The 13,374-nt window shown below is 73.8% G+C and carries 15 protein-coding genes, 1 tRNA gene and 1 riboswitch; of the genes, 9 read left to right on the forward strand and 7 right to left on the reverse strand.

Annotated features, from left to right (window positions below; all coding sequences use genetic code 11):
- Positions 1-86: 86 nt before the first annotated feature.
- On the reverse strand, positions 87-905 hold the full coding sequence (locus ACFYYT_RS29220; protein ID WP_351826841.1) for a tyrosine-protein phosphatase: 819 nt from the start codon (positions 903-905) through the stop codon (positions 87-89).
- Between the two features lie 326 nt (positions 906-1,231).
- A riboswitch (cyclic di-AMP (ydaO/yuaA leader) is annotated at positions 1,232-1,396 on the forward strand.
- 4 nt (positions 1,397-1,400) lie between these two features.
- Here ACFYYT_RS29220 and ACFYYT_RS29225 point away from each other — a divergent pair.
- From ACFYYT_RS29225 to ACFYYT_RS29260, 8 genes are all read left to right on the forward strand, one after another.
- On the forward strand, positions 1,401-2,423 hold the full coding sequence (locus ACFYYT_RS29225) for a peptidoglycan DD-metalloendopeptidase family protein (protein WP_388609797.1): 1,023 nt from the start codon (positions 1,401-1,403) through the stop codon (positions 2,421-2,423).
- 163 nt (positions 2,424-2,586) lie between these two features.
- Positions 2,587-3,372 (forward strand): SGNH/GDSL hydrolase family protein, encoded by a 786-nt coding sequence (locus ACFYYT_RS29230; protein ID WP_351829524.1) that lies wholly within the window; start codon positions 2,587-2,589, stop codon positions 3,370-3,372.
- A 145-nt stretch (positions 3,373-3,517) separates the two neighbouring features.
- Complete coding sequence (locus tag ACFYYT_RS29235; protein ID WP_351829521.1) at positions 3,518-4,780, forward strand: MBL fold metallo-hydrolase; 1,263 nt, start codon at positions 3,518-3,520, stop codon at positions 4,778-4,780.
- 411 nt (positions 4,781-5,191) lie between these two features.
- Positions 5,192-7,027: an ATP-binding protein gene (locus ACFYYT_RS29240; RefSeq protein WP_351829518.1), complete on the forward strand. Its 1,836-nt coding sequence runs from the start codon at positions 5,192-5,194 to the stop codon at positions 7,025-7,027.
- A 48-nt stretch (positions 7,028-7,075) separates the two neighbouring features.
- Positions 7,076-7,513, forward strand: coding sequence for a roadblock/LC7 domain-containing protein (locus ACFYYT_RS29245; protein ID WP_351829515.1), 438 nt, complete (start codon positions 7,076-7,078; stop codon positions 7,511-7,513).
- Entirely contained in the window at positions 7,510-7,932 is a 423-nt protein-coding gene (locus ACFYYT_RS29250; RefSeq protein ID WP_351829513.1) for a DUF742 domain-containing protein, read from the forward strand. The genes ACFYYT_RS29245 and ACFYYT_RS29250 overlap by 4 nt, the downstream gene beginning before the upstream one ends.
- Entirely contained in the window at positions 7,910-8,521 is a 612-nt protein-coding gene (locus tag ACFYYT_RS29255) for an ATP/GTP-binding protein (protein ID WP_351829511.1), read from the forward strand. Before ACFYYT_RS29250 ends, ACFYYT_RS29255 begins: the two co-directional genes overlap by 23 nt.
- Positions 8,518-9,063: a GAF domain-containing protein gene (locus ACFYYT_RS29260; protein WP_351829509.1), complete on the forward strand. Its 546-nt coding sequence runs from the start codon at positions 8,518-8,520 to the stop codon at positions 9,061-9,063. Before ACFYYT_RS29255 ends, ACFYYT_RS29260 begins: the two co-directional genes overlap by 4 nt.
- 72 nt (positions 9,064-9,135) lie before the next feature.
- Here the strand turns inward: ACFYYT_RS29260 and ACFYYT_RS29265 are convergent, their stop codons facing one another.
- Together ACFYYT_RS29265 and ACFYYT_RS29270 are read right to left on the reverse strand one after the other, a co-directional pair.
- Positions 9,136-10,035 carry a transketolase gene (locus ACFYYT_RS29265; RefSeq protein ID WP_351829507.1) on the reverse strand — a complete coding sequence of 300 codons (900 nt, stop codon included), beginning with the start codon at positions 10,033-10,035 and terminating at the stop codon, positions 9,136-9,138.
- An 11-nt stretch (positions 10,036-10,046) separates the two neighbouring features.
- Positions 10,047-10,748 (reverse strand): transketolase, encoded by a 702-nt coding sequence (locus tag ACFYYT_RS29270; protein WP_351829505.1) that lies wholly within the window; start codon positions 10,746-10,748, stop codon positions 10,047-10,049.
- Positions 10,749-10,885: 137 nt separating this feature from the next.
- Here ACFYYT_RS29270 and ACFYYT_RS29275 point away from each other — a divergent pair.
- Positions 10,886-10,962, forward strand: a tRNA-Pro gene (locus ACFYYT_RS29275).
- 28 nt (positions 10,963-10,990) lie between these two features.
- Here ACFYYT_RS29275 and ACFYYT_RS29280 read toward each other — a convergent pair.
- The 4 genes from ACFYYT_RS29280 to ACFYYT_RS29295 all read right to left on the reverse strand — a co-directional run bounded on the left by ACFYYT_RS29280 (position 10,991) and on the right by ACFYYT_RS29295 (position 13,335).
- Positions 10,991-11,305, reverse strand: a complete 315-nt coding sequence (locus ACFYYT_RS29280; RefSeq protein ID WP_351829528.1) for a tyrosine-type recombinase/integrase — start codon at positions 11,303-11,305, stop codon at positions 10,991-10,993.
- A gap of 81 nt (positions 11,306-11,386) precedes the next feature.
- Positions 11,387-11,554, reverse strand: coding sequence for a hypothetical protein (locus tag ACFYYT_RS29285; protein ID WP_351829502.1), 168 nt, complete (start codon positions 11,552-11,554; stop codon positions 11,387-11,389).
- Complete coding sequence (locus tag ACFYYT_RS29290; protein WP_351829500.1) at positions 11,551-11,886, reverse strand: hypothetical protein; 336 nt, start codon at positions 11,884-11,886, stop codon at positions 11,551-11,553. Before ACFYYT_RS29290 ends, ACFYYT_RS29285 begins: the two co-directional genes overlap by 4 nt.
- Positions 11,887-12,324: 438 nt before the next feature.
- On the reverse strand, positions 12,325-13,335 hold the full coding sequence (locus tag ACFYYT_RS29295) for a TauD/TfdA family dioxygenase (RefSeq protein WP_351829497.1): 1,011 nt from the start codon (positions 13,333-13,335) through the stop codon (positions 12,325-12,327).
- Positions 13,336-13,374: the final 39 nt, after the last annotated feature.

Genomic DNA, 13,374 nt, shown 5'->3' on the forward strand with positions numbered 1-13,374 from the left:
GTACGCACCGGGCCCCCTGGCGCGCGATCTCCTTGGCGCGTCCCCCTGGCGCGGCCCCCGGCTGGGCCGGGGCCGGGGGCCGGGGCTCAGTCCAGCAGCCGGTCGCGCAGCCGTTCCAGGGTGGCGGGGGCCAGGCCGAGCCCCTCGGTGAGGTAGCGCTCCGTTCCGCCCCACCGCTCGTCGATCGTCCCGAACGCGGCGAGCAGGTACTCGGCGCGCGCGTCGAACAGCGGCGCCAGCAGCTCCATCACCTCGGGGGAGCGTTCCTCGGCCGCGTCGCCGCCGCGCCGCACCCGGTAGCGGTTGTGCGGGGCGTTGGACTCCAGGTAGTCCGCCACGATCGCCTCGCGCCCGACGCCGAGCGCGAGCAGGGTCACCGCGATCGACACGCCCGCCCGGTCCTTGCCCGCGGCGCAGTGCATCAGCGCCGGGACGCTGTCCTCGGCGAGCGCGTGCACCACCCGGGCGTGCTCGGCCGTACGGGAGAGGATCATGGTCCGGTAGGACTGGGTCATCCGGGCCGCCGCCCTGCCCTCGCCGAGCGCGGTCCGGAGCTGGCCGAGGTCCCCTTCGCGGACCATCTTCCAGAACTCCCGGCCGTCGGCCGGGTCCGTCAGCGGGATGTTCACGTTGCGGACACCCGTCAGCTCGACGTCCGGGCCCTCCAGCGCCATGTCCGCCCCGTTGCGGAAGTCGAAGACGGTGTGCAGACCGAGCGTCCGGAGGAACTCCGCATCGGTTTCGGTGGCATGTGCGAGATGTCCGCTTCGGAACAGCCGTCCCGGCCTGACCCTCCGCCCGTCGGCGCCGGCCAGGCCGCCCACGTCGCGGAAGTTGCGGACGCCGGTCAACTCCGGTGCGGGCTCGGGGCCGCCGGGCAGGGGCTGGGGTATCTGCTGGGTCACGTGTGCTCCTCCGGGTGGTCCTGGTGGTCGCGAGTGTCCGAATTGATCGCTTTGGGGCCAACTTGCCATAGGTGAAGGCGAGATCGCGCCAAGCCCCGTGAGCCAGATCATACGGTGACCGTCCGTGCCTGATCGCGATGTGTGAATTCCCTTGCCAGAGCGGCTGTTGCCGTCCAGGAATGGACGCAGGGTGACGGGAATTCCGTTGATCCCTCATACCTGCGATTCCGTCAGGGAATTCATGGCTTGTTGTGTACGGCCCCGCTCGATTACCTTCGCGATCGATCCGGGTGGACCGCCTAATCCTGCCGCCGCCCGGGAACCGCACCCGACCATCGACGCTCGCGGCAGGAGCGGGGGAACCAGGTAAGCCGCCGTTCCGGATCATTTCCGGACGGCTCGGGGTGAAGTCGTACGCGTGCACCGCGGGTACGGCCGGAGATCTCCAGTCCGAACCCGACAGCTCACCTCGCAGGCGACGGAGAGGAATTCGCCATGCCCGCAAAGGGTAAGCACCGCCGCCCGAAGTCCCGATCCCTGTCCCGCGGCCTCGCCGTGGCCGGCACCGGCGGCGCCGCCCTCGCGCTGCCGCTGATGGGTGCCGCCGGCGCGCAGGCGGCCGCCCCGGCCGCGACGCCCGCACAGGCCGGGCTGTCCGCGCCGCTCCCCGAGGCCCTCCGGACCGCCGCCCCCGCGCCGGCGTCGGCCGCCGCCGCCCCGGCCGTCTACACCGTCGTACCGGGCGACTACCTGTCGAAGATCGCCGCCGAGCGCCACCTCTCGGGGGGCTGGGAGAAGCTCTACGACGACAACCGCGAGGCCGTCGGAGCGAACCCCTCCCTCATCCACCCGGGACTCCGGCTGACGCTCGGCGCCCCCGCCCGGGCCGCCGCCCCCAAGGCCCCTGAGGCCCCGGCCGAGGGATCCTCCACCAAGGCTCCGGCGGCCGACGAGGCGCCGTCCGACCAGGGCGCCACCGGTGACACCGCCGCCGACGCGGCCCCGGCCCCGAAGTCCGCCGCCCCGCAGGGGCAGCGCACCCGGGTCCCCGCCCAGCGTCCGGCGCCCGCCGGGTCCACGGCCCCGGCCGAGTCCGCCGCCCCCGCCACCGGCTCCGGTTTCGTCGCCCCGGTCGACGGCGGCACCTCCACCCCGTACCACCAGAGCGGCAGCATGTGGTCCTCCGGCTACCACACCGGCGTCGACTTCATAGCGAGCACCGGCACCACCGTCAAGGCGGTCGGCGCGGGCACCGTCGTTTCCGCTGGCTGGGGAGGCGCGTACGGCAACGAGGTGATCATCAAGCACGCCGACGGCAAGTACTCCCAGTACGGCCACCTCTCCCAGCTGTCCGTCTCGGCGGGCCAGAGCGTCACCGCCGGGCAGCGCATCGGCCTCTCCGGCGCCACCGGCAACGTGACCGGCCCGCACCTCCACTTCGAGATCCGCACCGGACCGTCGTACGGCTCTGACATCGACCCGCTGGCCTACCTCCGCTCCAAGGGCGTGAGCGTCTGACGGCTGCCGCCGCGGCGGCTCGGACACGCGTGGGGCCGGGGCCAGAGGGGGGTCCCGGCCCCACGTGTACTTATTCCTTATCCCTCGCGTGGTATAGATCACGGTCCGTCAACCCCTCATTACGTTGGCGTAGGTTGGTTGCGGGGGTGAAGGATGGTGTCCCGTGGCAGCGACGACGACGACACCCAAGACCATCGGCTCGTACGCGGCGATCGGGGACAGCTTCACCGAGGGCGTGGGGGACCCCGGACCGGGGGATTCGTATCTCGGCTGGGCGGACCGGCTCGCCGTACTCCTGGCCGACCGGCGTGACGAGCACGACTTCCGGTACGCGAACCTCGCGGTGCGCGGCAGACTCCTCGACCAGATCGTGGCCGAACAGGTCCCCAGAGCCAAGGAGCTCGCCCCCGACCTGGTCACCTTCTGCGCGGGCGGCAACGACATCATCCGGCCCGGCAGCGACCCCGACGACGCGGCGGAGCGGTTCGAGGCGGCCGTGGCCGACCTCACCGGCGCCGTGGGCCTCGTCATGATCACCACCGGCTTCGACACCCGGGGCGTGCCGGTGCTCAAGCACCTGCGGGGCAAGATCGCCACGTACAACGCCCACGTGCGCGCCATCGCCGACCGCTACGGCTGCCCGGTCCTCGACCTCTGGTCCCTGAAGTCCGTACAGGACCGCCGGGCCTGGGACGGCGACCGGCTCCACCTCTCACCCGAGGGGCACACCCGGGTCGCCCTGCGCGCCGCGCAGGTCCTCGGCTACGAGGTCCCCACCGATCCGGACCAGCCGTGGCCGCCGACCCCGCCCCGCGGATCGGTGGACGTCACCCGGGACAACATCCAGTGGGCGCGGGAGCACCTCGTGCCCTGGATCGGCCGCCGGCTGCGCGGGGAGTCCTCCGGCGACCACGTCGCGGCCAAGCGCCCCGACCTGCTGCCGCTCTAGCGACGGCGCGGGCGCGCGGAGGCACGAGCGGGCGGACGGGCGGACACGTGGCCCCGGGGCGGAATCCTCGGGGCCCGGCGTGCGTTGGGATGGTCGTAGACGTACCACCGTGCCACTCCATCCTGCACCTTTCCCAGGAGGCGCCTTGACCGGCTCCCTTCCCCTGCGTCCCCGGCTGCGCGCCCTGCGGCCCGAAGCCTTCGGCGCGGATCCGTCCGGCGCCCGGCTGGAGCGGATCCTGCGCTCGCCCCACTTCGCCGACGGCGTGTTCCAGAACCCCGTGGGGGCCCGGACCAGGCCCTCCGGGTCGATGGTCGAGTTCGCCAAGATCTACTTCCACAAGGAGCAGCGGCTCCGGCGCAACCCCGGCGCGCCCATCCCGGTGTACCCGACCACCCTGGCCGAGCTGGCCAAGCCGCCGGTCAGCGGGCTGCGCCTGACGTGGATGGGGCACTCCAGCGTCCTCGCCGAGATCGACGGGCGCCGGGTGCTCTTCGACCCGGTGTGGGGCGAGCGCTGCTCCCCCTTCCCCTTCGCCGGACCCAAGCGGCTGCACCCGGTCCCCGTCCCGCTGGCCGCCCTCGGCGAGGTCGACGTCGTGGTCATCTCCCACGACCACTACGACCACCTCGACCTCCCCACGATCAAGGCCCTGGCCAGCACGGACACGGTCTTCGCCGTCCCGCTCGGCGTCGGCGCGCACCTGGAGCGCTGGGGCGTGCGCCCCGACCGGCTGCGCGAGCTCGACTGGAACGAGAGCACCGAGGTGGCGGGGCTCTCCCTGACCGCCACCCCGGCCCGTCACTTCTGCGGCCGCGGTCTGCGCAACCAGCAGTTCACCCTGTGGGCCTCCTGGGTCGTGGCGGGCGAGGAACACCGGATCTTCCACAGCGGAGACACCGGCTACATGCCCAGTACGCCCGACGGCACGGCGAGCTTCGCGAGCATCGGCGCGGCGCACGGCCCCTTCGACGCCACGATGATCCAGATCGGCGCCTACTCCGAGTACTGGCCCGAGATCCACATGACCCCCGAAGAGGGGATGCGGGCGCACCTGGACCTCCAGGGCGGGGAGCCGCACGGCGTGATGCTCCCGATCCACTGGGGCACCTTCAACCTCGCACCCCACCCGTGGGACGAGCCCGGTGAGGGTTCGGTGAGCGCCGCGGACAAGGCCGGCCAGAAGATCGCGCTGCCCATCCCGGGCCAGCCCTTCGAGCCGGCCTCGCCCGGTGTCCCCACCGAGCAGTGGTGGAAGCCGTTCACCTACGACCACTCCATCCGCTCCACGGGAGACACGTCCTCCACTCCGGCCGGACAGGCCGGCGCAGCGGCGGCGGCAGCGGCGCGCATCGCGTCTGCGGCTGTGAGTGATCAAGGAGAGTCGGAGCCCGTCAAGTCCCCCTGAGGGGAGGCCTGACTGCATCATGCGTGAGCACCAGCACATGTGGCAGGTGCGGAAGCGCCCCCGCCGGTACTGACCGCGGAGGCCGGCGCGCACGCCGGTTCGCCCGCCGGGCCGGAGTGGGCCGTGGGGTCCGGGTGCTTGGTGGGGGGCGCCCGGGCCGCAGGGGGTGCGGGGGACGCAGGGGGCGTGAGGACGGCCGGGTGCGCCGTACGCCCCCGCGGTGTCCTCGCGTACGCGCTCCCGGCGCATTCGGGCGGCCGTACGAGCGCTCCACCGGGAGCGGGAAGCAGCCCGCCGAAGTTCCCCAACTGGGCTCCGGCTGCGGGAGGGTGCGGTCTAGCGTGGGTATCCGGTGATCAACACCGGACCCCGCGACCGCTGGGGGCCGGGCCCCACGTACCGAGGACGCCGATGTCCGGACCCCGCGCCGCCCGCCACTCCCCGTCGAGACACGCCGTCACCGGACCCGGTCGGCAGATACGCCCCCAGCTGCTGCGCGCGGCCCTCCTGCCGACCCTCGCCGCCGGGCTCAGCGGGGCCGCCGCCGTGATCTTCACCCTCCAGCTCGGCGGGGGCGCCGGCGCCCGGGACGCCCGGCTGTGGCCGGTGCTCGCCGGCTGCGCCCTGCTCGTCGTCGGCGCCCTCGCCGCCGCCCTGCTCGGAGCCCAGCGGGCCGCCAAGACCGTCCGTGACCGCTGCGAGGCCCTGCGCCGCTCCAGCGTGCGCGGCCGCCAGGAGCTGCGGACGGCCGCCGAGCGGCTGGAGCGCGGCGAGAGCCCGGGCCGGCCCGTGCGCGGCGGCCCCAGCGGTCCGCCGCCCGCCGCCGACCCGGCCGGGGTGGACGAGTTCTGGCTGCTCGCGCAGGAGTTGCGGGGTGCCCGCGAACAGGCGCACACGACGCTGGTACGGCTCGCCGCCCCGGTCGCTCCGAGCGACAGCGACCGCAAGGTCGAGGTGTTCGTCAACCTCGCGCGCCGCCTTCAGTCGCTCGTGCACCGCGAGATCGCCCTCCTCGACGAGCTCGAAGACACGGTCGAGGACCCCGACCTGCTCAAGGAGCTCTTCCACGTCGACCACCTCGCCACCCGGATCCGCCGCCATGCCGAGAACCTCGCCGTGCTCGGGGGGTCCGCCTCGCGGCGGCAGTGGACCCGGCCCATCGACCTGAGCGAGGTGCTGCGCTCCTCGGTCGCCGAGGTCGAGCAGTACACCCGGGTCAAGGTCGTGCCCCCGGCGGGCGGCACCGTGCGCGGACACGCCGTCGCCGACGTGGTGCACCTGCTGGCCGAACTCGTCGAGAACGCCACCGTGTTCTCGGCCCCCGACACCGATGTCGTGGTGCGGGCGGAGCAGGTCACCGCCGGGATCGCCATCGAGGTCGAGGACCGCGGACTGGGCATGCCGCCCGAGGAGCAGCACCGGATGAACGCGCTGCTCGGCGACCCCGACCAGGTCAGCGTCCGGCATCTGCTGGCCGACGGCCGGATCGGGCTCTACGTGGTGGCGGCGCTGGCCCGCCGCCACGGCATCGCCGTCGAGCTGAAGTCCAACATCTACGGCGGGGTGCTCGCCGTCCTCGTACTGCCCCGGACGCTGCTGGGGGCACGGGCCCCGAGCGCCGCCGACGCGGCGGGCGGGTCGCGGGCCACCTCCTGGGGGACCGGCGAGAGCGGCGCGGTCCCTCCGCTGGAGCCCGTACGCGTGTCCGCGCCCGGCCCCTGGCCGGAGGGGGAGCGCGCCGGGGCCGGGGCGACGGGACCCGGCCTTGAAGCGGAAACCCCGGACCAGTGGCTCGGCGCCTGGCGGGCGCAGCCCCCGGCCGGGGACGACGCCCGCGCCGGGGCGCCCGCGGCGGCCGTCGTACCGCCGTCGGTTGCCGCATCGCCGTCGGTTGCCGCCCCGCCGTCGGTTGCCGCATCGCCGCCGCCCGAGGCGACGTCGCCGCCGGCCGGTTCCGGCGCCGCCGCGGGCCCGGCGCCCGGTCCGGTGTTCCCGCAGCAGACGGTACGGACGGCGGCCGCCCCCACCGCCGCCGTCCCGGCGCGTTCGCCCGCGCCCGTGGACCACGGCGACGGGGAACGGCCCACGCTGCCCCGTCGCCTGGCCCAGCAGCACCTCGCGCCCCAGCTCCGCGAGGCCCCCGCCCCCCGGCGGGCCCCGGAAGCCGAACAGCCCCTGCACGACCCGGGGCTGATGGCGGCCTTCCAGCGCGGCTTCGGACTCGCCCAGTCCGAGCAGCAGGCATGAACCGGGCCCCGCGCCCGGACCCCCCACCCCAGCAAGGAGCACATCCCCATGGCCGGCGAAGTGGCGACGAAGACAAGCACCCTCTCGGACCTCGACTGGCTGCTCGGCGGCCTGGTCCAGCGCGTCCCCTACACCCGCAGCGCGGTGCTGCTGACCGCCGACGGGCTCGTCAGCTGTGTGCACGGCCTCGACCCGGACAGCGCCGACCACATGGCCGCCCTGGCCTCCGGGCTCTACTCGCTGGGCCGCAGCGCCGGCGCCCGCTTCGGGGACGGGGCCGAGGTCCGGCAGGTGGTGGTCGAGCTGGACACGGCCCTCGTCTTCGTCTCCGCGGCGGGCTCCGGGACCTGCCTGGCGGTGCTCGCGGGCCGCGAGGCGGACGCGGGGGTGCTCGGCTACGAGATGGCGATGCTGGTCAAGAGCGTCCGCCCGTACCTGGCCGCCTCGCCGCGCCGGCCCGCGCCCGCCGTCGACGTGGAGCGATGAGGGCCCGTACGAGGGGGGAGAGCGGCTCCGGCGCACCGCGCGACACGCCCTGGCTGGACGGTTCGGCGGGCCGGGTGACGCGCCCGTACACCGCGAGCGGCGGCCGCACGCGGGCCGCCGTCCACCTCGACCTGCTGTCCCTGGTGACCGCCACCGGAACCCGCCCGCGCGTCCCGCTCGGCGCCGAGCACACCCTCGCGCTGCGGATCTGCGCGGGCACGGCGGCGGTGACCGTGGCCGAGGTCGCCGGGCAGCTGCGGCTCCCGGCGGTGGTGGTCAAGGTGCTGCTGTCCGACCTGATGGAGTACGGGGCCGTCTCGGTGCGTGCACCCCGCTTCCCGGGCGGCAGCGGCGCGTTCGCCGACGACGACCAGACCCTGCTCCGGGCGGTGCTCGATGGCCTGCGCCGGCGACTGTGACGCCCCGGCGCCCGCCCCGCCCGCGACCCTGAAGATCCTGGTCGCGGGCGGGTTCGGGGCGGGGAAGACCACCTTCGTGGGCGCGGTCAGCGAGATCGAACCGCTGTGTACGGAGGAACTGCTGAGCGGGGCCGGCGAGGGCGGTGACCGGCTCGACGGGGTGGAGGCGAAGACGGCCACGACGGTCGCGCTGGACTTCGGCCGGCTCACCCTCGACGACCGGCACGTCCTGTACCTGTTCGGCATGCCCGGCCAGCGGCGCTTCTGGTTCCTGTGGGAGGAGCTGTGCGCGGGCGCCCTGGGGGCGGTGGTGCTCGTCGACACCCGCCGACTCGCCGACTGCTTCCCCGCCGTGGACTTCCTGGAACGGCGCGGGATCGGCTTCGTCGTCGCCGTCAACGAGTTCGACGGCGCCCACCGCTACACCGCCGGGGAGGTCCGCGAGGCGGTCGGGCTCAGCCCGGCCGTCCCCGTCGTACGGTGCGACGCGCGGCTGACCCGGTCCGGCACCTCGGCCCTCGCGGCCCTCGTCCACCACCTGCTCTCCACCGCCAGGCAAGACCGTCCGCAACCGGGGGAACCGCCATGACGTACTACGAATCGACCGGCCACCTGCTGCTGACCCCGGTGGACCGGGAGGCCCCGGCGCGGACCGCCCGGCTGCGCGAACTGGGCCTGGGGGAGCGGGCGGACCCGGAACTCGACGCCTTCGCGGCGCGGGTCGCGCGGACGCTGGGGGCCCCGCACGCCGGCGTCAACTTCGTCGGGGAGGAGCGGCAGTTCTTCGCGGGCCTGCACCACGGCGCGGGCGCCGCGCAGGCCGGTTACCCGGCCCGGGTCCTGCCCCGGGACCACGGCTACTGCCCGCACGTGGTGGTGCGGCGCCGGGCGCTGGTCCTGGAGGACGTACGGGACTTCGCGCGCTTCGCGGGCAACGCGGTCGTGGACGGCAGCGGGATCCGCTCGTACGTGGGGGCGCCCCTGACCGACCGGCGGGGCATCGTCCTCGGCACCGTGTGCGCGGTGGACGTGGTGCCGAGGCGCTGGGGGACCGAGGGCCTGGGCACGGTCAAGGCGCTCGCCGCCGAGCTGGTGGCGCTGGTCCACCGGCGCGAGGACGGGCACGGCTGACGGCGGTGCCGCCCCGAGGCCCCGGCCGCCCCGGGCCCCGGCGGTCAGCGGTCAGCGGTCAGCGGTCAGCGGTCAGCGCAGGAAACCGGTGATCCGCTGCCGCAGCGAGGCCGCGTCCAGGCCGTGCGCCGCGACGTGCTCCGCCATCGTCCCGTACCGGCGCAGCTCGGCCCGCCCCACCCCGAGCGGCAGGATCCGGTGCGGGACCTCCAGCAGGGCCTGCCCGGCGGCGGTGGCGGAGGTGCCGGCGAGGTAGGGCTCGACCAGCACGACGTCCGGCGCGGCGCGCCCGACGGCGGCGCGCAGGGCGGCGTCGTCGAAGGGGCGCACGGTGGCCGCGTAGAGCACGGTGACGTCGAGGCCCTCGACCGCGGCCAGGACGTTGTCCAGCAGCGGCCCGACGGCGACGACCACGCCCGCCCCTCCCTCGCGCACGGTCCGGAAGCCCAGGTCGGCGCCGACCGGCCGCGGCTCGGCGTTCGACTGGTCGGTGAGCCGGACGTACACCTTCTCGTCCCCGGCGGCGTACGCGTGGCGCAGCAGCGCTTCGGCCTCGTCGGGGTGGCCGGGCACGTGGACCGTCCAGCCGTCGAGGGTGTCCAGCAGGGCCACGTCACCGGGCGCCATGTGGGTGAACCCGCCGGCCGGCCAGTCGTAGCTGGCGGCGGCGCTCACCAGTACCCCGCCCGAGCCCTGGTGCCCGAAGTCCAGCTTGACCTGCTCGAAGGCGCGCTCCACGAGGAAGCTGGCGAAGGTGTGCACCACCGGCCGCAGACCGGTCAGGGCCAGCCCGCCGCCCACGCCGAGGAGCAGCTGCTCGCGGATCCCGACGTTGACCACCCGGTCGGGATGCCGCTCCTGGGCCGGCCGGAACGCGGCCATGGAGATCTCGGCGAGCACCAGGGCCAGCCGCCCGTCCTCGTCGAGCAGCTCCGACGTGACGGAGACGAACCGTTCGCGCATGGTGTCCATGACGCCCCTCCTCAGAACTTCTTCTCGACGCGGGCGACGACGGCGTGCGGCCGGCCCGGATGCGGTGCGGTGAAGGCGGCGTACAGCGCCTCGTGGTCCCGGCCGTCGACGGTGAGCGCCGACCAGCCCGAGGCCTCGAAGCGGGAGGCGATCCCGCCGGGCCAGCCGTGGGTGGCGGAGTCGTTGTCGATCACCAGGGTGTGCAGCCGTTCCAGCCCGGCCGGGCCGGCGTACGCGATGGCCTCGTGGTTGCTGCCCTCGTCGAGCTCGGCGTCCCCGATCAGCACCCATACGGCCGGGTCGTCCAGCCCCTGGGCGCGCAGCCCGAGCGCGCTGCCGACGGCGAGCGGCAGCCCGTGCCCGAGGGAGCCGCTGGCGATCTCGACCCCGGGGACCAGGACCCGGTCGGGGTGGTGCCCGAGCGGGGAGTCGTAGGAGCCGAAGCCGCTCAGCCACTCGACGGGGAAGAACCCCTTGGCGGCGAGCACGGCGTAGTAGGCCATGGGCCCGTGCCCCTTGGAGAGCAGGAACCGGTCCCGCTCCGGATCCCCGGCGGTCCCGGGCCGTACGCGCAGCACCCGGTCGTAGAGCACCCACAGCGCGTCGAGCGTGGAGGTGGCGGCGGGCCCGTGCTTCTCGGCCCCTGTCATGAGCGCGATGAGCCGGCCCAGATCCTCGAAGCGGAAATCGACGTCCGCGGTTGCCTGTGACATGCGGCAATCCTGCTTCCTCAAGCCGACTTGAGGTCAAGCACCGCCCGGCCCGCGAAACCCGCGCGCGACCACCCCGGGAAGTGCGGTATTGTTCTCGTGCTGGTCCGCCCAGGGGAAACCCCAGGTCAACGGGCCATCGGGACGTGGCGCAGCTTGGTAGCGCACTTGACTGGGGGTCAAGGGGTCGCAGGTTCAAATCCTGTCGTCCCGACCATGCTTTATGCAGGTCGGAGGCCGTTCTCTCAACCATGAGAGGACGGCCTTTGGTGCGTCCGGGGCCATGGTGGTCGCAGCCATGCCGGGTGGCGCGTTTCGCGGCCGGTGTTCTGGGCTCCGGTGAGGGTGCGGTCGATGGTGGCGACGGCTTCGCGGGCTGCCTGCCGGGTGAGGTGGCTGTAGATGTTCGCGGTGGTCGACAGGGTGGAGTGCCGCAGCGTCTTGGAGACGACGGTCAGGGGCACGCCGGAGATGGTGATCGTGGCCGCCAGGTGACGCAGGTCGTGGACCGTGATCCTGGGGACGCCGGCTTCGGCGGAGAGTCGGTGGAGCCGGTCCAGAACCTGGTGTGGTCCGAGCGGGCGGCCGTCGGGTCGGCAGAAGACGAGTCCGGCGAACGGGTCGTCAGGATCTCGGCGTGTTCAGGGCGTTGTTTGTGCATGGTGTCGGAGGGCGGTGGTGACGCGGGGTGAGATGGCGACCCAGCCGCGGCTCGATCGGGTCTTCGGCGTGGTGATGACCAGGCGGTTGTTGTCGATGGCGGAGAGGGTGCAGCGCACGTAGAGGAGGAACTCGAACAGGTCGGTCATATCGGGGTCGGCCTGGTGGCAGTACACGAGAAGCGCGCGGCCTCTTCCGCTGTCCATATCCTCCGTTCTGGCGATGGTGGTCGCCGCAGGACGGGGGGACTGGCGGGGTTGTGGGGGAGGCGGTGTTGGCGGACGGCGTCGCCGAGGGCGCTGGAGAGGGTGGCGAGGCAGCGGTAGAGGGTGGTGCGGCCTCGTCCGGCGGCGAGCTGGCAAGTGACGAAGGCCGAGATGTGCCGATGGGCCGGCTGGTCGAGCTTGAGGGCGCCGAAGGCCGGGACGAGGTCGTTGCGGACGTAGTCGCGGTAGCGGGCCATCGTGGTTGGCTTCAGCACCAGGGTCTTCGCTGCGAGCCAGGTGTTCAGGTAGGCGGCGACGGTCTGGCTGGGGTCGGCGTCGTATCCGCCGGCCTCGCCCTCGAGGAACCGGCCCAGGGCCTGCTCGGCCGCGTCCTGGCTGCGGAAGCCGCCGCGGCGGACGGTGGTGCGGTGACGGTCGGGGGTAGGGATGTCGACGGCGAAGTTCCAGGTGCCGTGCTGGCTGTCGCGTCTGCGTCACGGGGGCGGCGGCGGGCTGGTCCGCAACTGGCCCGGGATCTTGGTCCGCCCCGGGGTGCCATCGCTTTGCTGCCGTAGCGGGCGCCGCCTGGGCTCCGGGTGGGAGCCGATGGCCGACCCGTCACAGGAGGATGCCGGCGTCCTCACGTGGCGGTCCTGTTCGCGTGGCGGCCGCAGGGTCGTTTCTCATCGGCGACACGGCGACGATGTGGCTGGTCAGCGGGCGAGTATGTGGCCGTCGTGGGGGCGGTGGTCGCGGGAGCGGCGCAGGTCGGTGGTCACGTACGTGCGTTGCAGCCAGCGGTCTGCGCCGTCGTATCGAGGGTGGAAGGCGGTGCGGCCGTGGACGGTGACGCGGTTGTCGATGATGACCAGGTCGCCGGGTGTCAGGCGCAGGGTGCGGGCGGTCGCCTCGCAGGCGCGGCCGAATTCGGTCAGCGCCGCGGCGGCCCGAGGGGTGAGCGGGGTGGTGACGAGTTGTGCCATGCGTATGTCGGGATCCTCGGCTGCTCCCGACAGCACCGGCCGGGGCTTGACGTCGGGCTCACCCGCGGCAGTGCCGGGGCCGAACGAGGGCGGTGGTGTGGTGATGAACTCCGGTGCGAACAGGGTCTGGCGACTGGCTTGGGTGAGGAGCGGCAGTGCTCGGCGGATTCCGGCGATGCGCATGCCGGCGATTTGGTCGTGGTCGGCGCGCAGGCACAGGAAGACCACGTAGTCGGGTGGGTGGGGGTGGAAGCCGTTCTCGGTGTGGAAGGACAGCGGCACCGATCCGGCGTTGCCGTGGAAGGTCTCCTGCCCGGGCACGGGCACGACATCCTGCACGAGGGCGCCGGATTTCTCAGCCCGGTAGGCGAGAGGCTCGCCGAGCCCGCACGCCACCATGGTGAGCACCGCCGAAGAGATGGTGGCCTGGCGCTGGACCGAGCCGGGTACGGTCGGTGTCGCGGGCAGGGCCGCCTGATCGATGGGCAGGCCGCCGATCACCAAGGTGCCGTTCGGGCCGGAATGCCTCCGAAACCGACGTACCTCGAGGCGCAGCCGTAGCGGAAGCTCCTCCCAGGCGTCCCGGGCCTGGGCCACCCACTCGGGGTTGTCGACCTGGTCGTGCCCGCGGGTGCAGAGGGTGCGGGCCAGCCGCTCGCACGCGCCGGCATCGGCCGGATCCAGTTCCCGGTCTGCGGCGAGGCCGGTGCTTTGGGTGGTGTCGGGCGTCGTCTCGGGCATCGGGGTCTCCTGCCGGGGGCGTGGGCGACGGACGCGCGG

The organism is Streptomyces sp. NPDC002032, assembly GCF_042890765.1.
GTDB lineage: Bacteria > Actinomycetota > Actinomycetes > Streptomycetales > Streptomycetaceae > Streptomyces.

Coding starts and splice junctions, on each gene's coding strand:
- ACFYYT_RS29260 (WP_351829509.1), top strand. CDS start 8,518: ATGACGTACTACGAATCGACCGGCCACCTGCTGCTGACCCCGGTGGAC.
- ACFYYT_RS29245 (WP_351829515.1), top strand. CDS start 7,076: ATGGCCGGCGAAGTGGCGACGAAGACAAGCACCCTCTCGGACCTCGAC.
- ACFYYT_RS29285 (WP_351829502.1), bottom strand. CDS start 11,554: ATGACCGACCTGTTCGAGTTCCTCCTCTACGTGCGCTGCACCCTCTCC.
- ACFYYT_RS29270 (WP_351829505.1), bottom strand. CDS start 10,748: ATGTCACAGGCAACCGCGGACGTCGATTTCCGCTTCGAGGATCTGGGC.
- ACFYYT_RS29225 (WP_388609797.1), top strand. CDS start 1,401: ATGCCCGCAAAGGGTAAGCACCGCCGCCCGAAGTCCCGATCCCTGTCC.
- ACFYYT_RS29240 (WP_351829518.1), top strand. CDS start 5,192: ATGTCCGGACCCCGCGCCGCCCGCCACTCCCCGTCGAGACACGCCGTC.
- ACFYYT_RS29295 (WP_351829497.1), bottom strand. CDS start 13,335: ATGCCCGAGACGACGCCCGACACCACCCAAAGCACCGGCCTCGCCGCA.
- ACFYYT_RS29250 (WP_351829513.1), top strand. CDS start 7,510: ATGAGGGCCCGTACGAGGGGGGAGAGCGGCTCCGGCGCACCGCGCGAC.
- ACFYYT_RS29255 (WP_351829511.1), top strand. CDS start 7,910: ATGGCCTGCGCCGGCGACTGTGACGCCCCGGCGCCCGCCCCGCCCGCG.
- ACFYYT_RS29265 (WP_351829507.1), bottom strand. CDS start 10,035: ATGGACACCATGCGCGAACGGTTCGTCTCCGTCACGTCGGAGCTGCTC.